The organism is Microcella sp. (genome assembly GCF_046296455.1).
Taxonomy (GTDB): Bacteria; Actinomycetota; Actinomycetes; order Actinomycetales; family Microbacteriaceae; genus Microcella.
The window spans coordinates 121,605-134,890 of record NZ_JBKBLF010000003.1 but is presented as its reverse complement, the minus strand read 5'-3'; the positions used below and the strand labels follow the sequence as shown (position 1 = coordinate 134,890).

16 protein-coding genes are annotated in these 13,286 nt (G+C 67.5%); 9 read left to right on the top strand and 7 right to left on the bottom strand.

All coding sequences use genetic code 11. The features are described 5' to 3' along the window. Window positions 1-24 precede the first annotated feature (24 nt). The 4 genes from ACK4HH_RS02995 to ACK4HH_RS02980 all read left to right on the top strand — a co-directional run bounded on the left by ACK4HH_RS02995 (window position 25) and on the right by ACK4HH_RS02980 (window position 3,427). Window positions 25-774, top strand: coding sequence for a winged helix-turn-helix domain-containing protein (locus tag ACK4HH_RS02995; protein ID WP_409648204.1), 750 nt, complete (start codon window positions 25-27; stop codon window positions 772-774). Window positions 775-1,053: 279 nt separating this feature from the next. Next, entirely contained in the window at window positions 1,054-1,482 is a 429-nt protein-coding gene (locus ACK4HH_RS02990; RefSeq protein ID WP_409648167.1) for a MarR family winged helix-turn-helix transcriptional regulator, read from the top strand. 80 nt (window positions 1,483-1,562) lie between these two features. Then, on the top strand, window positions 1,563-2,933 hold the full coding sequence (locus tag ACK4HH_RS02985) for a cryptochrome/photolyase family protein (RefSeq protein ID WP_409648165.1): 1,371 nt from the start codon (window positions 1,563-1,565) through the stop codon (window positions 2,931-2,933). A 113-nt stretch (window positions 2,934-3,046) separates the two neighbouring features. Further along, a complete protein-coding gene (locus ACK4HH_RS02980) occupies window positions 3,047-3,427 on the top strand; it encodes a hypothetical protein (protein WP_409648164.1) in 381 nt (126 codons plus the stop codon). Between the two features lie 112 nt (window positions 3,428-3,539). Here ACK4HH_RS02980 and ACK4HH_RS02975 read toward each other — a convergent pair whose 3' ends face one another. Genes ACK4HH_RS02975 through ACK4HH_RS02960 form a run of 4 tightly spaced genes read right to left on the bottom strand, consistent with a single transcriptional unit; the run spans window position 3,540 to window position 7,155 of the window. After that, window positions 3,540-4,433, bottom strand: a complete 894-nt coding sequence (locus ACK4HH_RS02975; protein WP_409648162.1) for a carbohydrate kinase family protein — start codon at window positions 4,431-4,433, stop codon at window positions 3,540-3,542. A gap of 11 nt (window positions 4,434-4,444) precedes the next feature. Then, window positions 4,445-5,356: a pseudouridine-5'-phosphate glycosidase gene (locus ACK4HH_RS02970; protein WP_409648161.1), complete on the bottom strand. Its 912-nt coding sequence runs from the start codon at window positions 5,354-5,356 to the stop codon at window positions 4,445-4,447. A 9-nt stretch (window positions 5,357-5,365) separates the two neighbouring features. Then, window positions 5,366-5,968: a DedA family protein gene (locus tag ACK4HH_RS02965; protein ID WP_409648159.1), complete on the bottom strand. Its 603-nt coding sequence runs from the start codon at window positions 5,966-5,968 to the stop codon at window positions 5,366-5,368. 56 nt (window positions 5,969-6,024) lie between these two features. Further along, window positions 6,025-7,155 carry a glycosyltransferase family 4 protein gene (locus ACK4HH_RS02960; RefSeq protein WP_409648157.1) on the bottom strand — a complete coding sequence of 377 codons (1,131 nt, stop codon included), beginning with the start codon at window positions 7,153-7,155 and terminating at the stop codon, window positions 6,025-6,027. A gap of 351 nt (window positions 7,156-7,506) precedes the next feature. Between ACK4HH_RS02960 and ACK4HH_RS02955 the strand changes: the two genes are divergently transcribed. The 4 genes from ACK4HH_RS02955 to ACK4HH_RS02940 all read left to right on the top strand — a co-directional run bounded on the left by ACK4HH_RS02955 (window position 7,507) and on the right by ACK4HH_RS02940 (window position 10,395). Next, complete coding sequence (locus ACK4HH_RS02955) at window positions 7,507-8,673, top strand: tyrosine-type recombinase/integrase (protein WP_409648156.1); 1,167 nt, start codon at window positions 7,507-7,509, stop codon at window positions 8,671-8,673. Between the two features lie 668 nt (window positions 8,674-9,341). Further along, entirely contained in the window at window positions 9,342-9,554 is a 213-nt protein-coding gene (locus tag ACK4HH_RS02950; protein ID WP_409648155.1) for a helix-turn-helix domain-containing protein, read from the top strand. After that, window positions 9,551-9,832 (top strand): hypothetical protein, encoded by a 282-nt coding sequence (locus tag ACK4HH_RS02945; protein WP_409648154.1) that lies wholly within the window; start codon window positions 9,551-9,553, stop codon window positions 9,830-9,832. The genes ACK4HH_RS02950 and ACK4HH_RS02945 overlap by 4 nt, the downstream gene beginning before the upstream one ends. After that, window positions 9,829-10,395, top strand: a complete 567-nt coding sequence (locus tag ACK4HH_RS02940; protein WP_409648153.1) for a hypothetical protein — start codon at window positions 9,829-9,831, stop codon at window positions 10,393-10,395. Before ACK4HH_RS02945 ends, ACK4HH_RS02940 begins: the two co-directional genes overlap by 4 nt. Before the next feature lie 348 nt (window positions 10,396-10,743). Here the strand turns inward: ACK4HH_RS02940 and ACK4HH_RS02935 are convergent, their stop codons facing one another. Further along, window positions 10,744-11,613, bottom strand: a complete 870-nt coding sequence (locus ACK4HH_RS02935) for a hypothetical protein (protein ID WP_409648152.1) — start codon at window positions 11,611-11,613, stop codon at window positions 10,744-10,746. A 230-nt stretch (window positions 11,614-11,843) separates the two neighbouring features. On the opposite strand from ACK4HH_RS02935, the gene ACK4HH_RS02930 reads away from it, so the two are divergent. After that, window positions 11,844-12,275 (top strand): MarR family winged helix-turn-helix transcriptional regulator, encoded by a 432-nt coding sequence (locus ACK4HH_RS02930; protein ID WP_409648151.1) that lies wholly within the window; start codon window positions 11,844-11,846, stop codon window positions 12,273-12,275. Window positions 12,276-12,377: 102 nt separating this feature from the next. On the opposite strand, the gene ACK4HH_RS02925 is transcribed toward ACK4HH_RS02930, so the two are convergent. Then, the gene (locus ACK4HH_RS02925; protein ID WP_409648149.1) at window positions 12,378-12,638 is read right to left on the bottom strand and encodes a Hint domain-containing protein; all 261 of its coding nucleotides are present in this window, start codon (window positions 12,636-12,638) and stop codon (window positions 12,378-12,380) included. A gap of 291 nt (window positions 12,639-12,929) precedes the next feature. Further along, window positions 12,930-13,280 carry a hypothetical protein gene (locus ACK4HH_RS02920; protein ID WP_409648148.1) on the bottom strand — a complete coding sequence of 117 codons (351 nt, stop codon included), beginning with the start codon at window positions 13,278-13,280 and terminating at the stop codon, window positions 12,930-12,932. Window positions 13,281-13,286: the final 6 nt, after the last annotated feature.

The window sequence follows — 13,286 nt, the reverse complement described above, 5'->3', positions numbered from 1 at the left end:
GACTCCGCAGAAAGCGTCTCCACCATGTCTCTCGCCACGCTGGCCCCTCGCTCCGCTCCCCCCGCCCTGACCACCGCGCCCTCGATCGCCGCCGCCCCGGCGCCAGCCGAGACGGCGACCCCGACCGCGCCGACGCCCGCTCCGCGGCTGCGCGCGGTGCCCGAGGGCACCGAGGCGCGGGGCTTCGTGCTCTACGTGGGCCTCGACGAGGCGAAGGCGGCGGCCGCCGGCATCGACCTCGGCCGGCTCGTGCTCGAGCTCAAGCGGCTGACGGGCGAGCTCGCCCCCGGCGCCGAGACCCACGCCGCTGTCGCCCTGGCCCCCGCGGGTGCGGGCGGCCGCGACGTCGATGTCGTGCGGCTCGCGCTGCAAGACCCTTCGGCGCTCGCGCGCTACCGCCGCGCCGACGAGCCCGCCGTCGAGAAAGCCCCCGACGGCGTGGTCATCGACATCTCGCGCAAGCGCGTGCTGCTCGACGGCGACACGGCGGCCCTGACCTACAAAGAGTTCGAGCTGCTGCAGTACCTCGTGCTGCGCGAGGGCCGCACGATCGAGCGCGCCGAGCTCATCGCCTCGCTGTGGGCCGACGGCGCCGAGGGCGATGACGATGTGCCGAATGAGCGCACGATCGACGTGCACGTGCGCCGGTTGCGCGCGAAGCTCGGCGGCTACGAAGACATCGTGCGCACCGTGCGCGGCGCGGGCTACCGCTTCGACCGCCACGCCGACGTCTCGATCCGCTACGCCTCGACGCCGAGCCCCGACTTCTTCTAGCGCCCGTCGCGGTCACGATCGGGCGGCGGAGAGCATCCCGAGACGAATCTGGAAAAATAACGGTTCGATAACTAGACACCGTTATCTTTCCGTTATACATTCGTCATGCGTCGATCGTTTGCTGTGGCGGGAGACGCGGAATGTGATTGCAGGACACTCTTGGTGCAAGGGAAGAGGGCCGGTCGCCCGCCTCGGCGACCGGCCCTTCTCATGCCCCCCGGCGACGCGCGATCGCGACGTGCGCCGACACAAGCTCATTCCCACGCATAGAGTTGGCGCATGACGGAGAAGGCGATCGCGGTCGGAGCCTGGGAGGCCCTGTTCCGCGCGCAGGTCTCGGTGCTGCGCCAGCTCAACGCCGAGTTCCCGACCAGCGAGATCTCGTTCACCGAGTACGACGTGCTGTTCAACCTCTCGCGGGCGCCCGAGCGTCGCATGCGCATCCGCGACCTCATCCCCCACCTGCTGCTCAGCCAGCCGAGCGTCAGCCGCCTCATCGACCGCCTGGCGGCGCGCGGCCTCGTCGACAAGCTGCCCGATGCGACCGACGCGCGCGGCACGATCGTCGCGCTGCGCCCCGAAGGCTACGAGCTGTTCAAGCGCGTCGCGGTCGTGCACGCCGACGCCATCGCGCGCCGGGTCGGGTCGCGGCTCGACGCGGACGAGCTGCAGCAGCTCACCGAGCTCTGCCGCCGATTGCGCGACTGAGCGCACCGGGCGACCGTCGTCGGCGCGCGGCGCCCCCGATGCCGAGCGTTTGTTCGGCCGAGCGCGGCTAGCCTCGCCTCATGGCCTCATCCCCCAGCATCGTCTGGCTGCGCGACGACCTGCGCCTCGCCGACAGCCCAGCGCTCACGGCGGCCGTCGAGCGCGGCGGGCCCACCGTTGTGGTGTACCTGCTCGACGAGGTCTCGCCGGGCGCTCGGCCCCTCGGCGGTGCGAGCCGCTGGTGGCTGCACGGCAGCCTGCAGTCGCTCGCCGCCGATCTCGCGGCGCTCGGCGGCAGCCTCACCCTGCGGCGCGGTGCCGCCGCCGAGGTCATCCCCGCGCTCGTCGCCGAGACGGGGGCCGGTGCCGTCTACTGGAACCGCCGGTACGGGGCGCTGCGCGACGTGGATGCTGCGCTCAAGTCGAGCCTGCGCTCCGAGGGGCTCGTGGTCGAGAGTTTCGGGGCCGCGCTGCTGCACGAACCGTGGACGATCACCTCGGGCTCCGGTGATCCGTACCGGGTGTTCACGCCGTTCTGGCGTGCGTGCCTCGCCGCGGGCGATCCCCGACCGCCGCTGCCGGCCCCCGCATCCATCGACGGCCTCGCCGCCGCCGGAGACGGCCTCGACGACTGGGACCTGCTGCCGACGCGCCCCGACTGGGCCGCGGGGCTGCGCGAGGCGTGGACGCCGGGCGAGCGGGGAGCGCGCGACCGGCTCGAGCGCTTCGTCGAGGAGGGCCTGCCGCTCTATCACCGCCGCGACGAGCCCGGCATCGAGGCGACGAGCCGCCTGAGCCCGCACCTGCGGTTCGGCGAACTCAGCCCGCACCAGGTCTGGACGCGCGTACACGGGCCGCTCGAGCCCACCGCGGCGGCCAATCGCGCGAAGTTCCTGAGCGAGATCGGCTGGCGCGAGTTCTCGTACAGCATCCTGTTCCACCAGCCGACGATCGCGACCGTCAACGTGCGCCGCGACTTCGACGCGTTCCCGTGGGGCGAGCCCGACCCCGCGCAGCTCGCGGCGTGGCGGCGAGGAACCACCGGCATCCCGATCGTCGACGCGGGCATGCGCCAGTTGTGGACGAGCGGCTGGATGCACAACCGCGTGCGCATGATCGTCGCCTCGCTGCTGACGAAGAACCTGCTCATCGACTGGCGCATCGGCGAGCAGTGGTTCTGGGACACCTTGGTCGATGCCGACGAGGCGAGCAACGCCGCCAGCTGGCAGTGGGTCGCGGGCTCAGGTGCCGATGCCGCGCCGTATTTTCGGGTCTTCAACCCCGTGCTGCAGGCCGAGCGCTTCGACCCCGACCGCGCCTACGTGCGGCGCTGGGTACCCGAGGTCGACAGCCCCGAGTACCCGCGGCCGATCGTCGATCTCGCCGCCTCGCGCACCGAGGCCCTCGCGGCCTACGAGGCGGTGAAGGCCGCCAAGAGTTCGGCCAAATGAGAGGCCTCTCATCCGATCCTCCTGGTGGTCTCATGCACGGGCGCGAGTCTGTAGTCATCACGGAGCGGGCGCGAGAGCGCACCGCATCCCCCACAGCTCGAAAGGACACTCTCATGGACGCGAAGAACTGGCTCGCGATCGGCGCCGCCTCGGCCCTCGGACTCGGCGTCATGGCCGCCGGCGCGGTTTCGGCGGCGAGCGCCCTGCCCCTCATCTCGGGCTCGACCAACGTCGAGGTGCCCGGCATCTCGGTCACCGACGACGTCAAGGGCACCGGCGGCGTGCTCGACTTCTCGGTCTCGAGCGACAGCATCGTCTCGCCCGAGCCGAGCTCGAGCCCCAGCCCGAGCCCCACCTCGAGCGCGAGCCCCGTCTCGCCCGCCTCGGCGCCGAGCCCCGTGACCCCGCCCTCGCCCGTCTCGCCCGCGTCGCCCGCCTCGGTCGCATCCCCGGCCTCGGTCGACAGCCCGGCGAGCGTCGGCTCCTCCGACTAGCCCCCGACCGCGTCCGGCGTTCGGGTCGTCGGACGCTCGCAGAGAACGCGCCCCGCTCCTCCTCGTGAGGGGCGGGGCGCGTTCGCGTGCGCTGATCGCGCGCTGTGCCCGCTCAGGGCTGCCCGGGCGGGCGGCCGCCCGGCTGCATGACGGCCATGCCGGCGATGCGCACCCCCTCGTGCGCGGCGGCGGCGAGGTCGGCGCCCGCGACGAGTGCGGTGATGAGCCCCGCCGTGAAGGCGTCGCCCGCTCCCGTCGGGTCGACCGCGGCGCGAGGCTCCACCGGCACCTCGACAGCGGGCTCGCCCCGGCGCGCGACGAGCACGGAGCCGGCTCCGCCGGTGATGACGACGGCCGGGCAGCGCTCGAGCAATACCTCAGCGACGTCGACGCGGTCGCGGCGGCCGGAGAGCATCCGGCCCTCGTCGAGGTTGGGCAGCAGCACGTCGATGCCGGCCAGGGCCGTGCGGAAGCGCTCGAGGCCGAAGTCGGCGATGAACCCTGTCGAGCCGGGGTCGAAGGTGACGAGCACCCCGTGCGCGTGGGCGCGCTCGACGAGGGCCGCGACGTCGTCGAGCGAGAAGGCGTCGAAGAGGCTGTAGCCGGTGAGGTGCAGCACGGCAGCGTCGGCGAGCAGGGCATCCGTCACCGCCGAGGGCGGCAGCGTCGCGTTCGCACCCCGATCGGTCAGCATCGTGCGGGTCTCGCCGTCGACGACGATCACGATCGTGCCCGTCGGAAGCGTCGGGTCTTCGCCGAGGTGCGCATCGACGCCGGATGCCCGCAGCGCGCTCGCGTGCCGGTCGGCGTCGCCCGCCCCCACCCGCCCCACGAGGTCGACCGGCGCGCCGAGCCAGCCGAGCCACGCCGCGGTATTGCACGCGGAGCCCCCCGGGTGGCGCGTGATGCTCGCACTCGTGTCGGTATCGGTGCGGATGGGACCGCGCGGCACGACGATGATGTCGTCGATCACGTCGCCGACGACGAGGGCGCGCGAACCGGTCACGGCGGGGCCGGTCAGGCTCGGGCTGACCATGCCGCGGCAATGCGGCCCGCGACGCGCACGTTGTTGCGCGCGAGGTCGAGGTTGACCTCGAGGCTGCGGCCCTCGCTGAGCTCGACGATGCGGCCCAGCAGGAACGGCGTGACCGCCTTGCCCCGGATGCCCTGGCGCTCGGCCTCGGCGATCGCGGTGCTCAGCACGCGGTCGTGCTCCTCGCGATCCCAGGCCTGCTCGGCGGGGATCGGGTTGGCGACGACGATGCCCTGCGTGTGGCCGAGCGCATCGTGCGCCGCCATGATGTCGGCGACCTGCTCGGCGGTGTCGACCGCCCAGTCGAGCGTGAAGGCGCTCTCGCGCAGCCAGAAGCTCGGGAAGACGGTCGTGCCGAGCCCGACCACGGGCACCGAGTAGGTCTCGAGCCGCTCGAGGGTCGCCGCGATGTCGAGCACGCTCTTGACGCCGGCCGAGACGACCGTGATGGGCGTGACGGCGAGGGTCGAGAGGTCGGCCGACTCGTCGAAGGTCTCGCTCGCACCGCGGTGCACGCCGCCGAGGCCGCCCGTGGCGAAGACGCGGATGCCGGCCTTTGCGGCGAGGTGGGCCGTCGCGGCGACCGTCGTCGCCCCGCTCGCTCCCCGCGCGGCGAGGATCGGCAGGTCGCGCACGCTCGCCTTGGCGAGGTCGTCGTCGGCGATGCGGCGCACGCCCTCGGCGTCGAGGCCGATGCGCGGCACACCATCGAGCACGGCGATCGTCGCGGGCGTGACGCCCGTGCTGCGCAGCAGTTCTTCGAACTCGATCGCGGCCGCATGATTGCGCGGGCGCGGCAGGCCGTGGCTGATGATCGTGGATTCGAGGGCGACGACAGGGCGACCAGCGGCGAGCGCCGCGGCCACCTCGTCAGAGAGCTGCAAGGCGGGATTCACTGCCCCAGGCTACCGGGCAGTGGGGGCATGGCCGTCGTCGTGCGCCGACGAGCGCTCGGCCTCGGCGCGGCGCCGGCGAGCGTCGCGCCACAGCTCGAACGGCAGCGGCAGCGACGACAGCACGATCACGATGATGACGGCGAGCTCGAGGTTCTCTTTGACCAGCGGCACCTGCCCGAGCAGGAAGCCGCCGAGCATGAAGACACCGATCCACGCGACGGCGCCGATGAGGTTGAGCACGACGAAGCGACGGCGCGGCATGCCCGTGATACCAGCGAGCACGGGCACAAGCGCGCGCAGGATGGGGATGAACCGGCCGATGATGATCGCGCGCGCGCCGAGCCGCTCGAACACCGCGGTCGTGCGGGCCACGACCGTGTCGGTGAGCGGCCAGCGCCGCCGGCGCAGCAGCGGAGGGCCGACCGCGCGGCCGATCTCGTAGCCGACCTGTGTTCCCCCGATTGCCGCCGCGAGCACGAGCGCGAAGGCGAGCCACGGCGGGATAACCGAGGGCAGCGTTGCGACGGTGAGGCCCGTGATGAACAGCAGCGAGTCGCCCGGTAAGAACGAGGTGGCGAGAAAGGCCGTCTCGACGAAGATGATGAGCGTCACGACGATGACGACAGCGTCGCCCGCCGCGTCGATGATCGACTGCGCGTCGAGCCAGTTCAGAGCGCCACCGCCGGGCTGCGCACGAGGCTCTGCGCGTCGCTGTACGCGTCGAGCAGCAGGGCGTTGTTGGCCTGCCACGAGCGCCCGACCACCGATCGGCGCGCGGCCTCGCCCATCGCGGCTCGGCGCGGGGGGTCGGCCGCGAGCGCGAGCGCCGCCTCGCGGAACGCGCCGGGCTGCGCCGGATCGACGAGCACACCGGTGCGGCCCTGATCGATGAGGTGCACGGGTCCGCCGACCGCGGGCGCGACGACGGGCAGCCCCGCTGCTTGTGCCTCTTGAATGGTCTGCCCGAAGGTCTCCTCCGTGCCGAAGTGCACAAAGACATCGAGCGCCGCGTAGGCGTCGGCCAGCTCCAGCGCTTCGAGTCGGCCCGTGAAGGTCACGCGATCCGCAGGTAGCTCGGCAGCGAGGCGCGCGCGATCGGGCCCGTCGCCGACGACGAGAAAACGGGTGCGGGGCATCCGGAGCAGTTCGCTCAGCCGGCCCACCTGCTTCTCGGGGGCGAGGCGCCCGACGTAGCCGATCAGCAGTTCGCCATCGGGTGCCGCTTGCGCCCGCAGGGCCTGCGCGCCGGGGCTCGAGCGGCGACGCGGGTGAAAGAGCTCGCTGTCGACCCCGCGCCCCCACACGCCGACACGCGGCACGCCGAGCTCGCGCAGAGCCGTGGCCGAGCTGGGCGTCGGTGCCAGCGTGAGCGTCGCGGGTTCGTGGATGGCGAGCACGAGCCGGTCGAGCACGGGCCGGGCGAAGCCCGCGCCATAGCGCTGCAGGTAGCCGGCGACGTCGGTCTGATAGATCGCGACCGTCGGGATGCCCACGCGCGCACCGTGCAGGATCGCCTGGCGCCCGAGCAGGAACGGCGCCGCGACATGCATGACGTCGGGAGCGAAGTCGTCGATCGCGTCGATCACCGCCCGCGTCGGCATCGCCACCGGGAACTGCTTGATCGGGATGCTCGGCACGCGGTGCACGGCGAAACCGAGGTGCCGCGGGCTCGGTGCCGTCGGGGCGATGACGATGGCCTCGTGCCCGCGCTGCCGCAGGGTCTCGAGCACCCGCAGCACCGACGTCGTGACGCCGTTGACCTGCGGGAGGAACGATTCGGTGACGACCGCGATGCGCACGGTTTGACCGTGACAGGCTCGATCGAGCATGAGGCGACCACGCCGCGACGCTCGGGTGAACGTCGCGGGAACGAGAAAGCCCGGCAACGAGAAGGCCCCCCGCTCACCGCGGGGGGCTGTTCGCGCGCCCGAAGGGACTCGAACCCCTAACCTTCTGATCCGTAGTCAGCGATCCTCCATGAAGGCATGTGGATGCATCGGTGTGCACACCGCTCATTCACACACTCTTGCGCAGCACTTTGGAAAGTGAATCATGCGCATTTCTGGCGAATGGATGCATGGTTCGGCATCGTGAATTGCACGAGGGTTGCACGAGGCAATCCAGCGGCAAGCAAGGAGAGTGCCCCGACGATGGTCAACAACAAGCGGCCTAAAAAGAAGTCACGTGAGTCCTGGGGCGCGATTCGCAAGCTCCCGAGCGGCCGCTATCAGGCCAGTTACCTGTACGAGGGAACCCGCTTCTCTGGCCCAACAACGTTCGACGCCATCAACGACGCGCGCGCCTGGCTCGCACGCGTTCGAGCCGACATCCAACGCAACGCCTGGCGAGATCCACGAGCCAAAAGCGTCGAGACGTTCGGGGACTATTCCACGACGTGGGTGGAACAACGGCTTTCGAGCAAAGGGGAGCCGCTACGCCCGCGCACGCGAGTTGAGTACCGGCGTCAGCTTGACAAGGGTCTGAGCGAGCTCGCGCACCTCCGTCTTGAGTCCATAACTGCTCCTGTCGTTCGGGGATGGCACGCTTCTCGATTGGAGAACAGTGGGAAAACTGCGGCAGCCCGGGAGGCAACACTGCTTCGCGCAATCATGTCGACTGCCATCGCCGACGGAGTAATCGATCGGAATCCGGTCGAACCAAAGATGTGCCGGTCCGATCCCGAGAAAGACTATGGCGCACCTACTGACAAGGAGTTCCAGACGCTGGTGCGCGAGATTAGCTCCTCAGAGCCCCGCCTCAAGCTTGCGATCCTGCTTGCGGCTTATGGAGGTCTCCGAATCTCCGAGTGGCGGGCTCTCCGACGAAGCGACCTTGTGATCAACGGAAGTCAATTGATGGTTCAAGTCGTTCGCCAAGCTCAGTACATACCGGGCGAAGGTTGGCACGTCGGGCCTCCCAAGTCTAAAGAAGGAGTGCGCGTGGTTGACCTTCCGGCGCATCTCCTCGAGGAAGTCCAACATCATCTAGCGGAGTTTGTGGAGCCTTCCGGGGACTCTCTGCTCTTCAAGCTACGCCGCCAGTCATCCTTTCTGCACAACTCTCAGTTCAATCGGCATTGGAACAAGGCCCGCGAGCTCGCGCACGTTCGAGAACAGAAGGACGGCAAGTGGGTAAAGCGCGTACGAAGTCACGACCTCCGGCACTTCCATCTCTCACGCTTCAGCGCCACAGGGGCGACGATTGCAGAAGTTCAAGCTCGCGGCGGGCACGCAACTGTAGAGGCGGCCATGGTTTATCAGCACGCCCTGAAGGGCCGTGGCGCAGAACTTGCAAACATGATCCCAAAGCTCCACTGATGGTCTCCGACAGGGTGCGACACGGCCGGCCCACGCCGGTCCTGTAATCCACGGCCTCATTAATGCCACCGGGAAGTTGCTACTCATGCCCCGGGTCGAAGAGGCCTTCGCTCCCAAAGGCATGGGGCAAGTGGGGCAGGTGAACCGCTTGGAATCAGAGAAATTTCTGGCTCTCGCCCCCCACGTGAAAAGCGCGCCCCGCCCGAAGCCGCCCGAGGTCTTTCCGGCGCCGTGGAGAAGTATCGATACGGAAGCGCGGGCCATGAACAATGCGGAGTTCCCGAAAAGCGGCACTGGTACGACGGGCATCGCACTTTGTCGCTTGGCGGCGACCGAGCAGAACCGGGCCGCCCTAGACCTGGCAGAGACACCGAGAACAGGACGTGGGGGATCCACCGCGCCGAACCCTCGACACCAACTCCCCGGTCCCGGACGCAGGCCTTAATCACGCCTGCGAGCCTCCAGATGGTGCAGAAAGGTCACATAGTCCGGGGTACTTGCCGCTGCGATCCAAAGGCTAGGGCAGGGGGCCGCGAAGCGCAAGAAAGGCCCGGCCAGGGGCCCCGCCTGAAGATTTGGGCCACGTCGCCGTCATACTTTCTGGACATTGCCTATACGTAGGCTGTACGTTACCTGTAAGAGCAGATTGCTCGGGAAGTGAGGCAAGAGTGAACGAGAACAGCACCCCGACCGCCGCCGGTGAACATCCATTGGCGCGCTGGGCGACGATAAACGAGGCCGCGGAAATCTTCCGCGTCAACCCCTCAACCTGCCGCCGTTGGGCTACGCAAGGCATTTTGCGGGCTGTGCGGATTGGCAAGACCACCCTGCGCGTAGACCTTTCATCCTTGCGTTACGAGTTGATTGGGGCGGCGGCATGACGAAACTGACTCCCGAGGCGAAGGCCCTGGTATCAAAGGCTGGCGCGGCCTGGGCCCGACACAAGTTCCTGCGCATTGCGGCGGTGACCGAGATCCGGGCGAAGATAGAGGCCGAATATGCGGAGGTGGAGCGTCGGTCTGCCCTGGACGTGAGCGAGGCTATTCGCATCGCGCTCGAGGGCGGAGCGACCCAATCCGCATTGCGGGAAGTCACGTCCAAAGACCAACGCACCTTCCAACGATTTCGCCTCTTTGACGGACTTGGGCCACTGCCGTGACGCGCCTGACGGTCTCGCAGGAGGCACTGGTCGCCGAGGTTTCGAATGCATGGCGGATGTACAAGGCTGAACGAGCCGGAGCCGAAGCTCGTATTCGGGCCCTCGTCGCGGCAGACGTCGCAAAGTCCGTTGCGACCGCTCGTCAGTCAGTGACCGCCGCGCTGCTAGTAGCTCTCGGGGCCCGCGTGCCCAAGCGTGCACTTAAGGAGGTCACAACCAAAGACCGCCTGTCCTTCAACGCTCTCCTTCCGATTACGGAGGCAGAGGAGGACGCAGCGGAGCTTGATCCCGCAGCGCCGGCTTTCGAGTGCTGGTGGGATGGCGACCTGATTCACGTCCGCCTCGACTCGGAAGCTCTGCCTGGTTCCGAGTGGAATCCGAACGAGCCCGACCACTGGACCGCGGTGTTCGACTACTTCGTCCGCCCGTCGGATGGCATGGTGTTCATCGATCCGCCGCTTGGACCGGCCGGGGTGCGCGGGAGTGCGGTTCGTGAGTGGATCCGAGTTGGTGAGAACATGAGGAAGATCGAGCAATGGGCCGCAGCAACGGCTCCCTCTTGATTCGTCCTTTCCGACACCCGAAGGCGGCCCCCACCTATCGGTGGGGGCCGTTTTCGCGCCGCACGCCTTTACCCCTAGCTATATAGCTATTACAAATATTTAAGTATCTATACAAGTAGAAGTAGAGGTCCGGAGGGAGGGCGGGACCCCTGCATCTATCCCGGAGTCGGATTGGCCAAAAATGGCGGAAGGGTCACGATCCGCAGAGAGACACGCGAACCGACTGATTTCGAGAGGTTCGCGGGGCGATAAACCTCCCCGATGCCCCATCGCACATCCGCCTCGCCGCCAGAGCTGACCCATGACTCTGACTAGCGAGGAATCAGGACGCGGGAACCGCGGCAGCGGTCATGGGGGCGTCGGCTGAAAAGAGAGAGCAGCGCGCCACTCCAACCGGGTCGCGTTCGGGAACGCAAGTTCGTAGATTGCCCAAGACGCTTCCTCTTCTCCTGAGACGGCCAATCGCACCACGGCGTCCAGCAAGGTCTTCGACAGCCGAGCGCACTCGTCACGCAGCCGATGGAGTTCGTCTGCGCTGTCCCCGGTCGAGCCACACCACTCCCGCAGCAACCGCGTCAGCGGAATTACGAAGTCGTTCTGGTACTCCAGCTCCCAAGGATCAAACTTGGTGAATCGGCCACGATCGTCCAGCCCCGGGCGGGCTTGCAGGACGCGCCGCGCCTCGGCCTCCATCGCACGCACGTGTTCGAGTACGCGCTCGGAGTGCAGACCCGCTGCGCGGTGCGCCAGATCAACGGCGGTAGACCAGCCATATGAGACGCCAGTGGAGTCCTCTATGTGTTGCGCCCCGGCGACCAGGAGCCGTAGCTCCCCTCCCAGCACTCGGTTGATGCGAGCCGGGTCGATGATCGTCACGGTTCCTCGCTTTGCCTTGCTCGAGTTAACGGTGACCGTGTCCCCGGCCAGGAGATTAAACACGTCGACAACGGCCTGCGACTCGACTTCGTCCGGCGTGGACGATAGAGCGCTCCAGACCGCCTCGGCACCGAGGAACTCATGTCGATCGGGCCAGCGACACTTCAGCTGGGAGGGAGGAACCAACTGAGTCGGCGCGTCGCGTTGCTGGACGAAGCTGACTTCCACGCGGGCCGGAGGCCCAGGTCGCACCCCGGTTATCTCGACTTCGACGCCCGCTTTGGCGATAGACGGTCGGTGAAACCAGCGGTCGCCCACCAGGAACTCTTCAAGCTCGGACATGACACCCATTTCGATTGTGGACTTCGTCCTTTGGCACTGCTCAGGCCCTTCCTTCTACCTCGGGCGAGTCCACCCGGCCCAGCGCTCCGAGAAAGTCGCAAGGTACGACGTGAAGGTGAAACCTGCGCTCTCGCGCTTGAAGAAATGCATGGGATCCTTCCGATCAAAAGTATGTGTGTGTGCACGTTACTATATAAGTGCATACGCACGCAAATCGATAGATTCAAGTCATGACTTCCGAAGCTGAGCAGACCTGGCGCGCGATCTACCGTGCGTACACCCGCTTGGCTCCGACGATCGACAAGCAGTTGAAGTCTGCAGTCGGCATGACCTACTCCGAATATGAAGCCCTCTCCCAACTGAAGGCAGCGGCCGGGGCGTTGACGATGGCCGACCTCGCCTCGTACGTCGCTGTAACCCGAACGCACGCCAGCCGATTGGTGGACGCGCTGGAGCACGCCGGATTAGCGAAACGAGAGCCGAACCCGGACGACAAACGAAGCATCTTTGTAGCGATCACGCGCGAAGGAGTGCGACGTCTTCAGACGTCCGCGCCAGCGGTCGAATCCATACTCGCCACGAGTATCGGAAGTGTTCTGTCGGGAGAGGAGATTCATCTTCTTTCGTCACAGGCTGATCGGGTGGCGACACACGAGGCTTGATGAGTTCGACACTTGACCGCAAGGCGAAGCGCCTGCGCAGACGAATCGAGCCAACGAGCGGGTGACTTGCGGACGGCAGCTCCCAAGAGACACGTCAGACACTCAGCCAGCGATCGCTGAGCCATTGGCACTGCCCCTACTGGCGTCAACCCACGCAGCATCCGACACACTCCAGAACGGATGCTCCGCCGTCGCCACCACCGACCCCGAGGCGGTACTCACCGTGACGAGGTCTTTCACACCCTCACCCTCGATTAGCGCCGTCACCGGACGCGCGCCCGCCTCACCCGACTCGGGGTCAGCTGCGCACACCTCGTCGCCGAGGTCGATGTGCTCGATCGGCTCGGTGGAACCGTCGGTCATAAGCACGAGCGTGGCGGGGGCGAAGCTGTTGCCGATAGCGCAGGAAGCCCCATCGTCTGTACGACTAGCGACGTTGCCAGCTGGGCGAGCTCCGCCTCCCGAGACGGCCGGCGGCCGCACTGGGGCTGGCGCGGGCCGGAAGCTCGGGGTGCTGAGCACGTTCGAGATAGCCATACGCAAGGAGGCTGCAAGGGGCCTCCGGAGAGTGGGAGTGGCGGCGATGCTCGCCAGGCTGGTCTGCACCCCAACTTGGTTGAGCTACTCCTAGAAACCCGGGATAGACCGTATCTGCTACGGCAAATCCTCGAGTGGGGTCACGTGAGACTTCAATACGACTCCCAGCAGCCGTGACGCCGTTTCGTCCACGAAAATGTGGCCGTGATGACTTTCCAACTCAAGATAGGCGAGCAATACGTAGTCCCCGGAAGCCCTGATCAACTCTCGCTTGAGATCAGTGAGAGGCCCGTTGTCGGGTTCGCGACGAGCACGGCGTGAGTAGATGGTCACGAGCTCGTCTCGAACAACGGCACGGGTACCGAGGACTTGATTGCCGGGCTGTTGCATAAGCTCGTCAACCCAAGAAGCGTGCGGCACACGGCCATCAGCTACCGCGGCCTTGACCAAGTTAGTCAGCTTGTCCATTGTTAT

Coding starts and splice junctions, on each gene's coding strand:
- ACK4HH_RS02985 (WP_409648165.1), top strand. CDS start 1,563: ATGGCCTCATCCCCCAGCATCGTCTGGCTGCGCGACGACCTGCGCCTC.
- ACK4HH_RS02925 (WP_409648149.1), bottom strand. CDS start 12,638: ATGACCGACGGTTCCACCGAGCCGATCGAGCACATCGACCTCGGCGAC.
- ACK4HH_RS02920 (WP_409648148.1), bottom strand. CDS start 13,280: ATGGACAAGCTGACTAACTTGGTCAAGGCCGCGGTAGCTGATGGCCGT.
- ACK4HH_RS02990 (WP_409648167.1), top strand. CDS start 1,054: ATGACGGAGAAGGCGATCGCGGTCGGAGCCTGGGAGGCCCTGTTCCGC.
- ACK4HH_RS02980 (WP_409648164.1), top strand. CDS start 3,047: ATGGACGCGAAGAACTGGCTCGCGATCGGCGCCGCCTCGGCCCTCGGA.
- ACK4HH_RS02955 (WP_409648156.1), top strand. CDS start 7,507: ATGGTCAACAACAAGCGGCCTAAAAAGAAGTCACGTGAGTCCTGGGGC.
- ACK4HH_RS02935 (WP_409648152.1), bottom strand. CDS start 11,613: ATGTCCGAGCTTGAAGAGTTCCTGGTGGGCGACCGCTGGTTTCACCGA.
- ACK4HH_RS02995 (WP_409648204.1), top strand. CDS start 25: ATGTCTCTCGCCACGCTGGCCCCTCGCTCCGCTCCCCCCGCCCTGACC.
- ACK4HH_RS02945 (WP_409648154.1), top strand. CDS start 9,551: ATGACGAAACTGACTCCCGAGGCGAAGGCCCTGGTATCAAAGGCTGGC.
- ACK4HH_RS02930 (WP_409648151.1), top strand. CDS start 11,844: ATGACTTCCGAAGCTGAGCAGACCTGGCGCGCGATCTACCGTGCGTAC.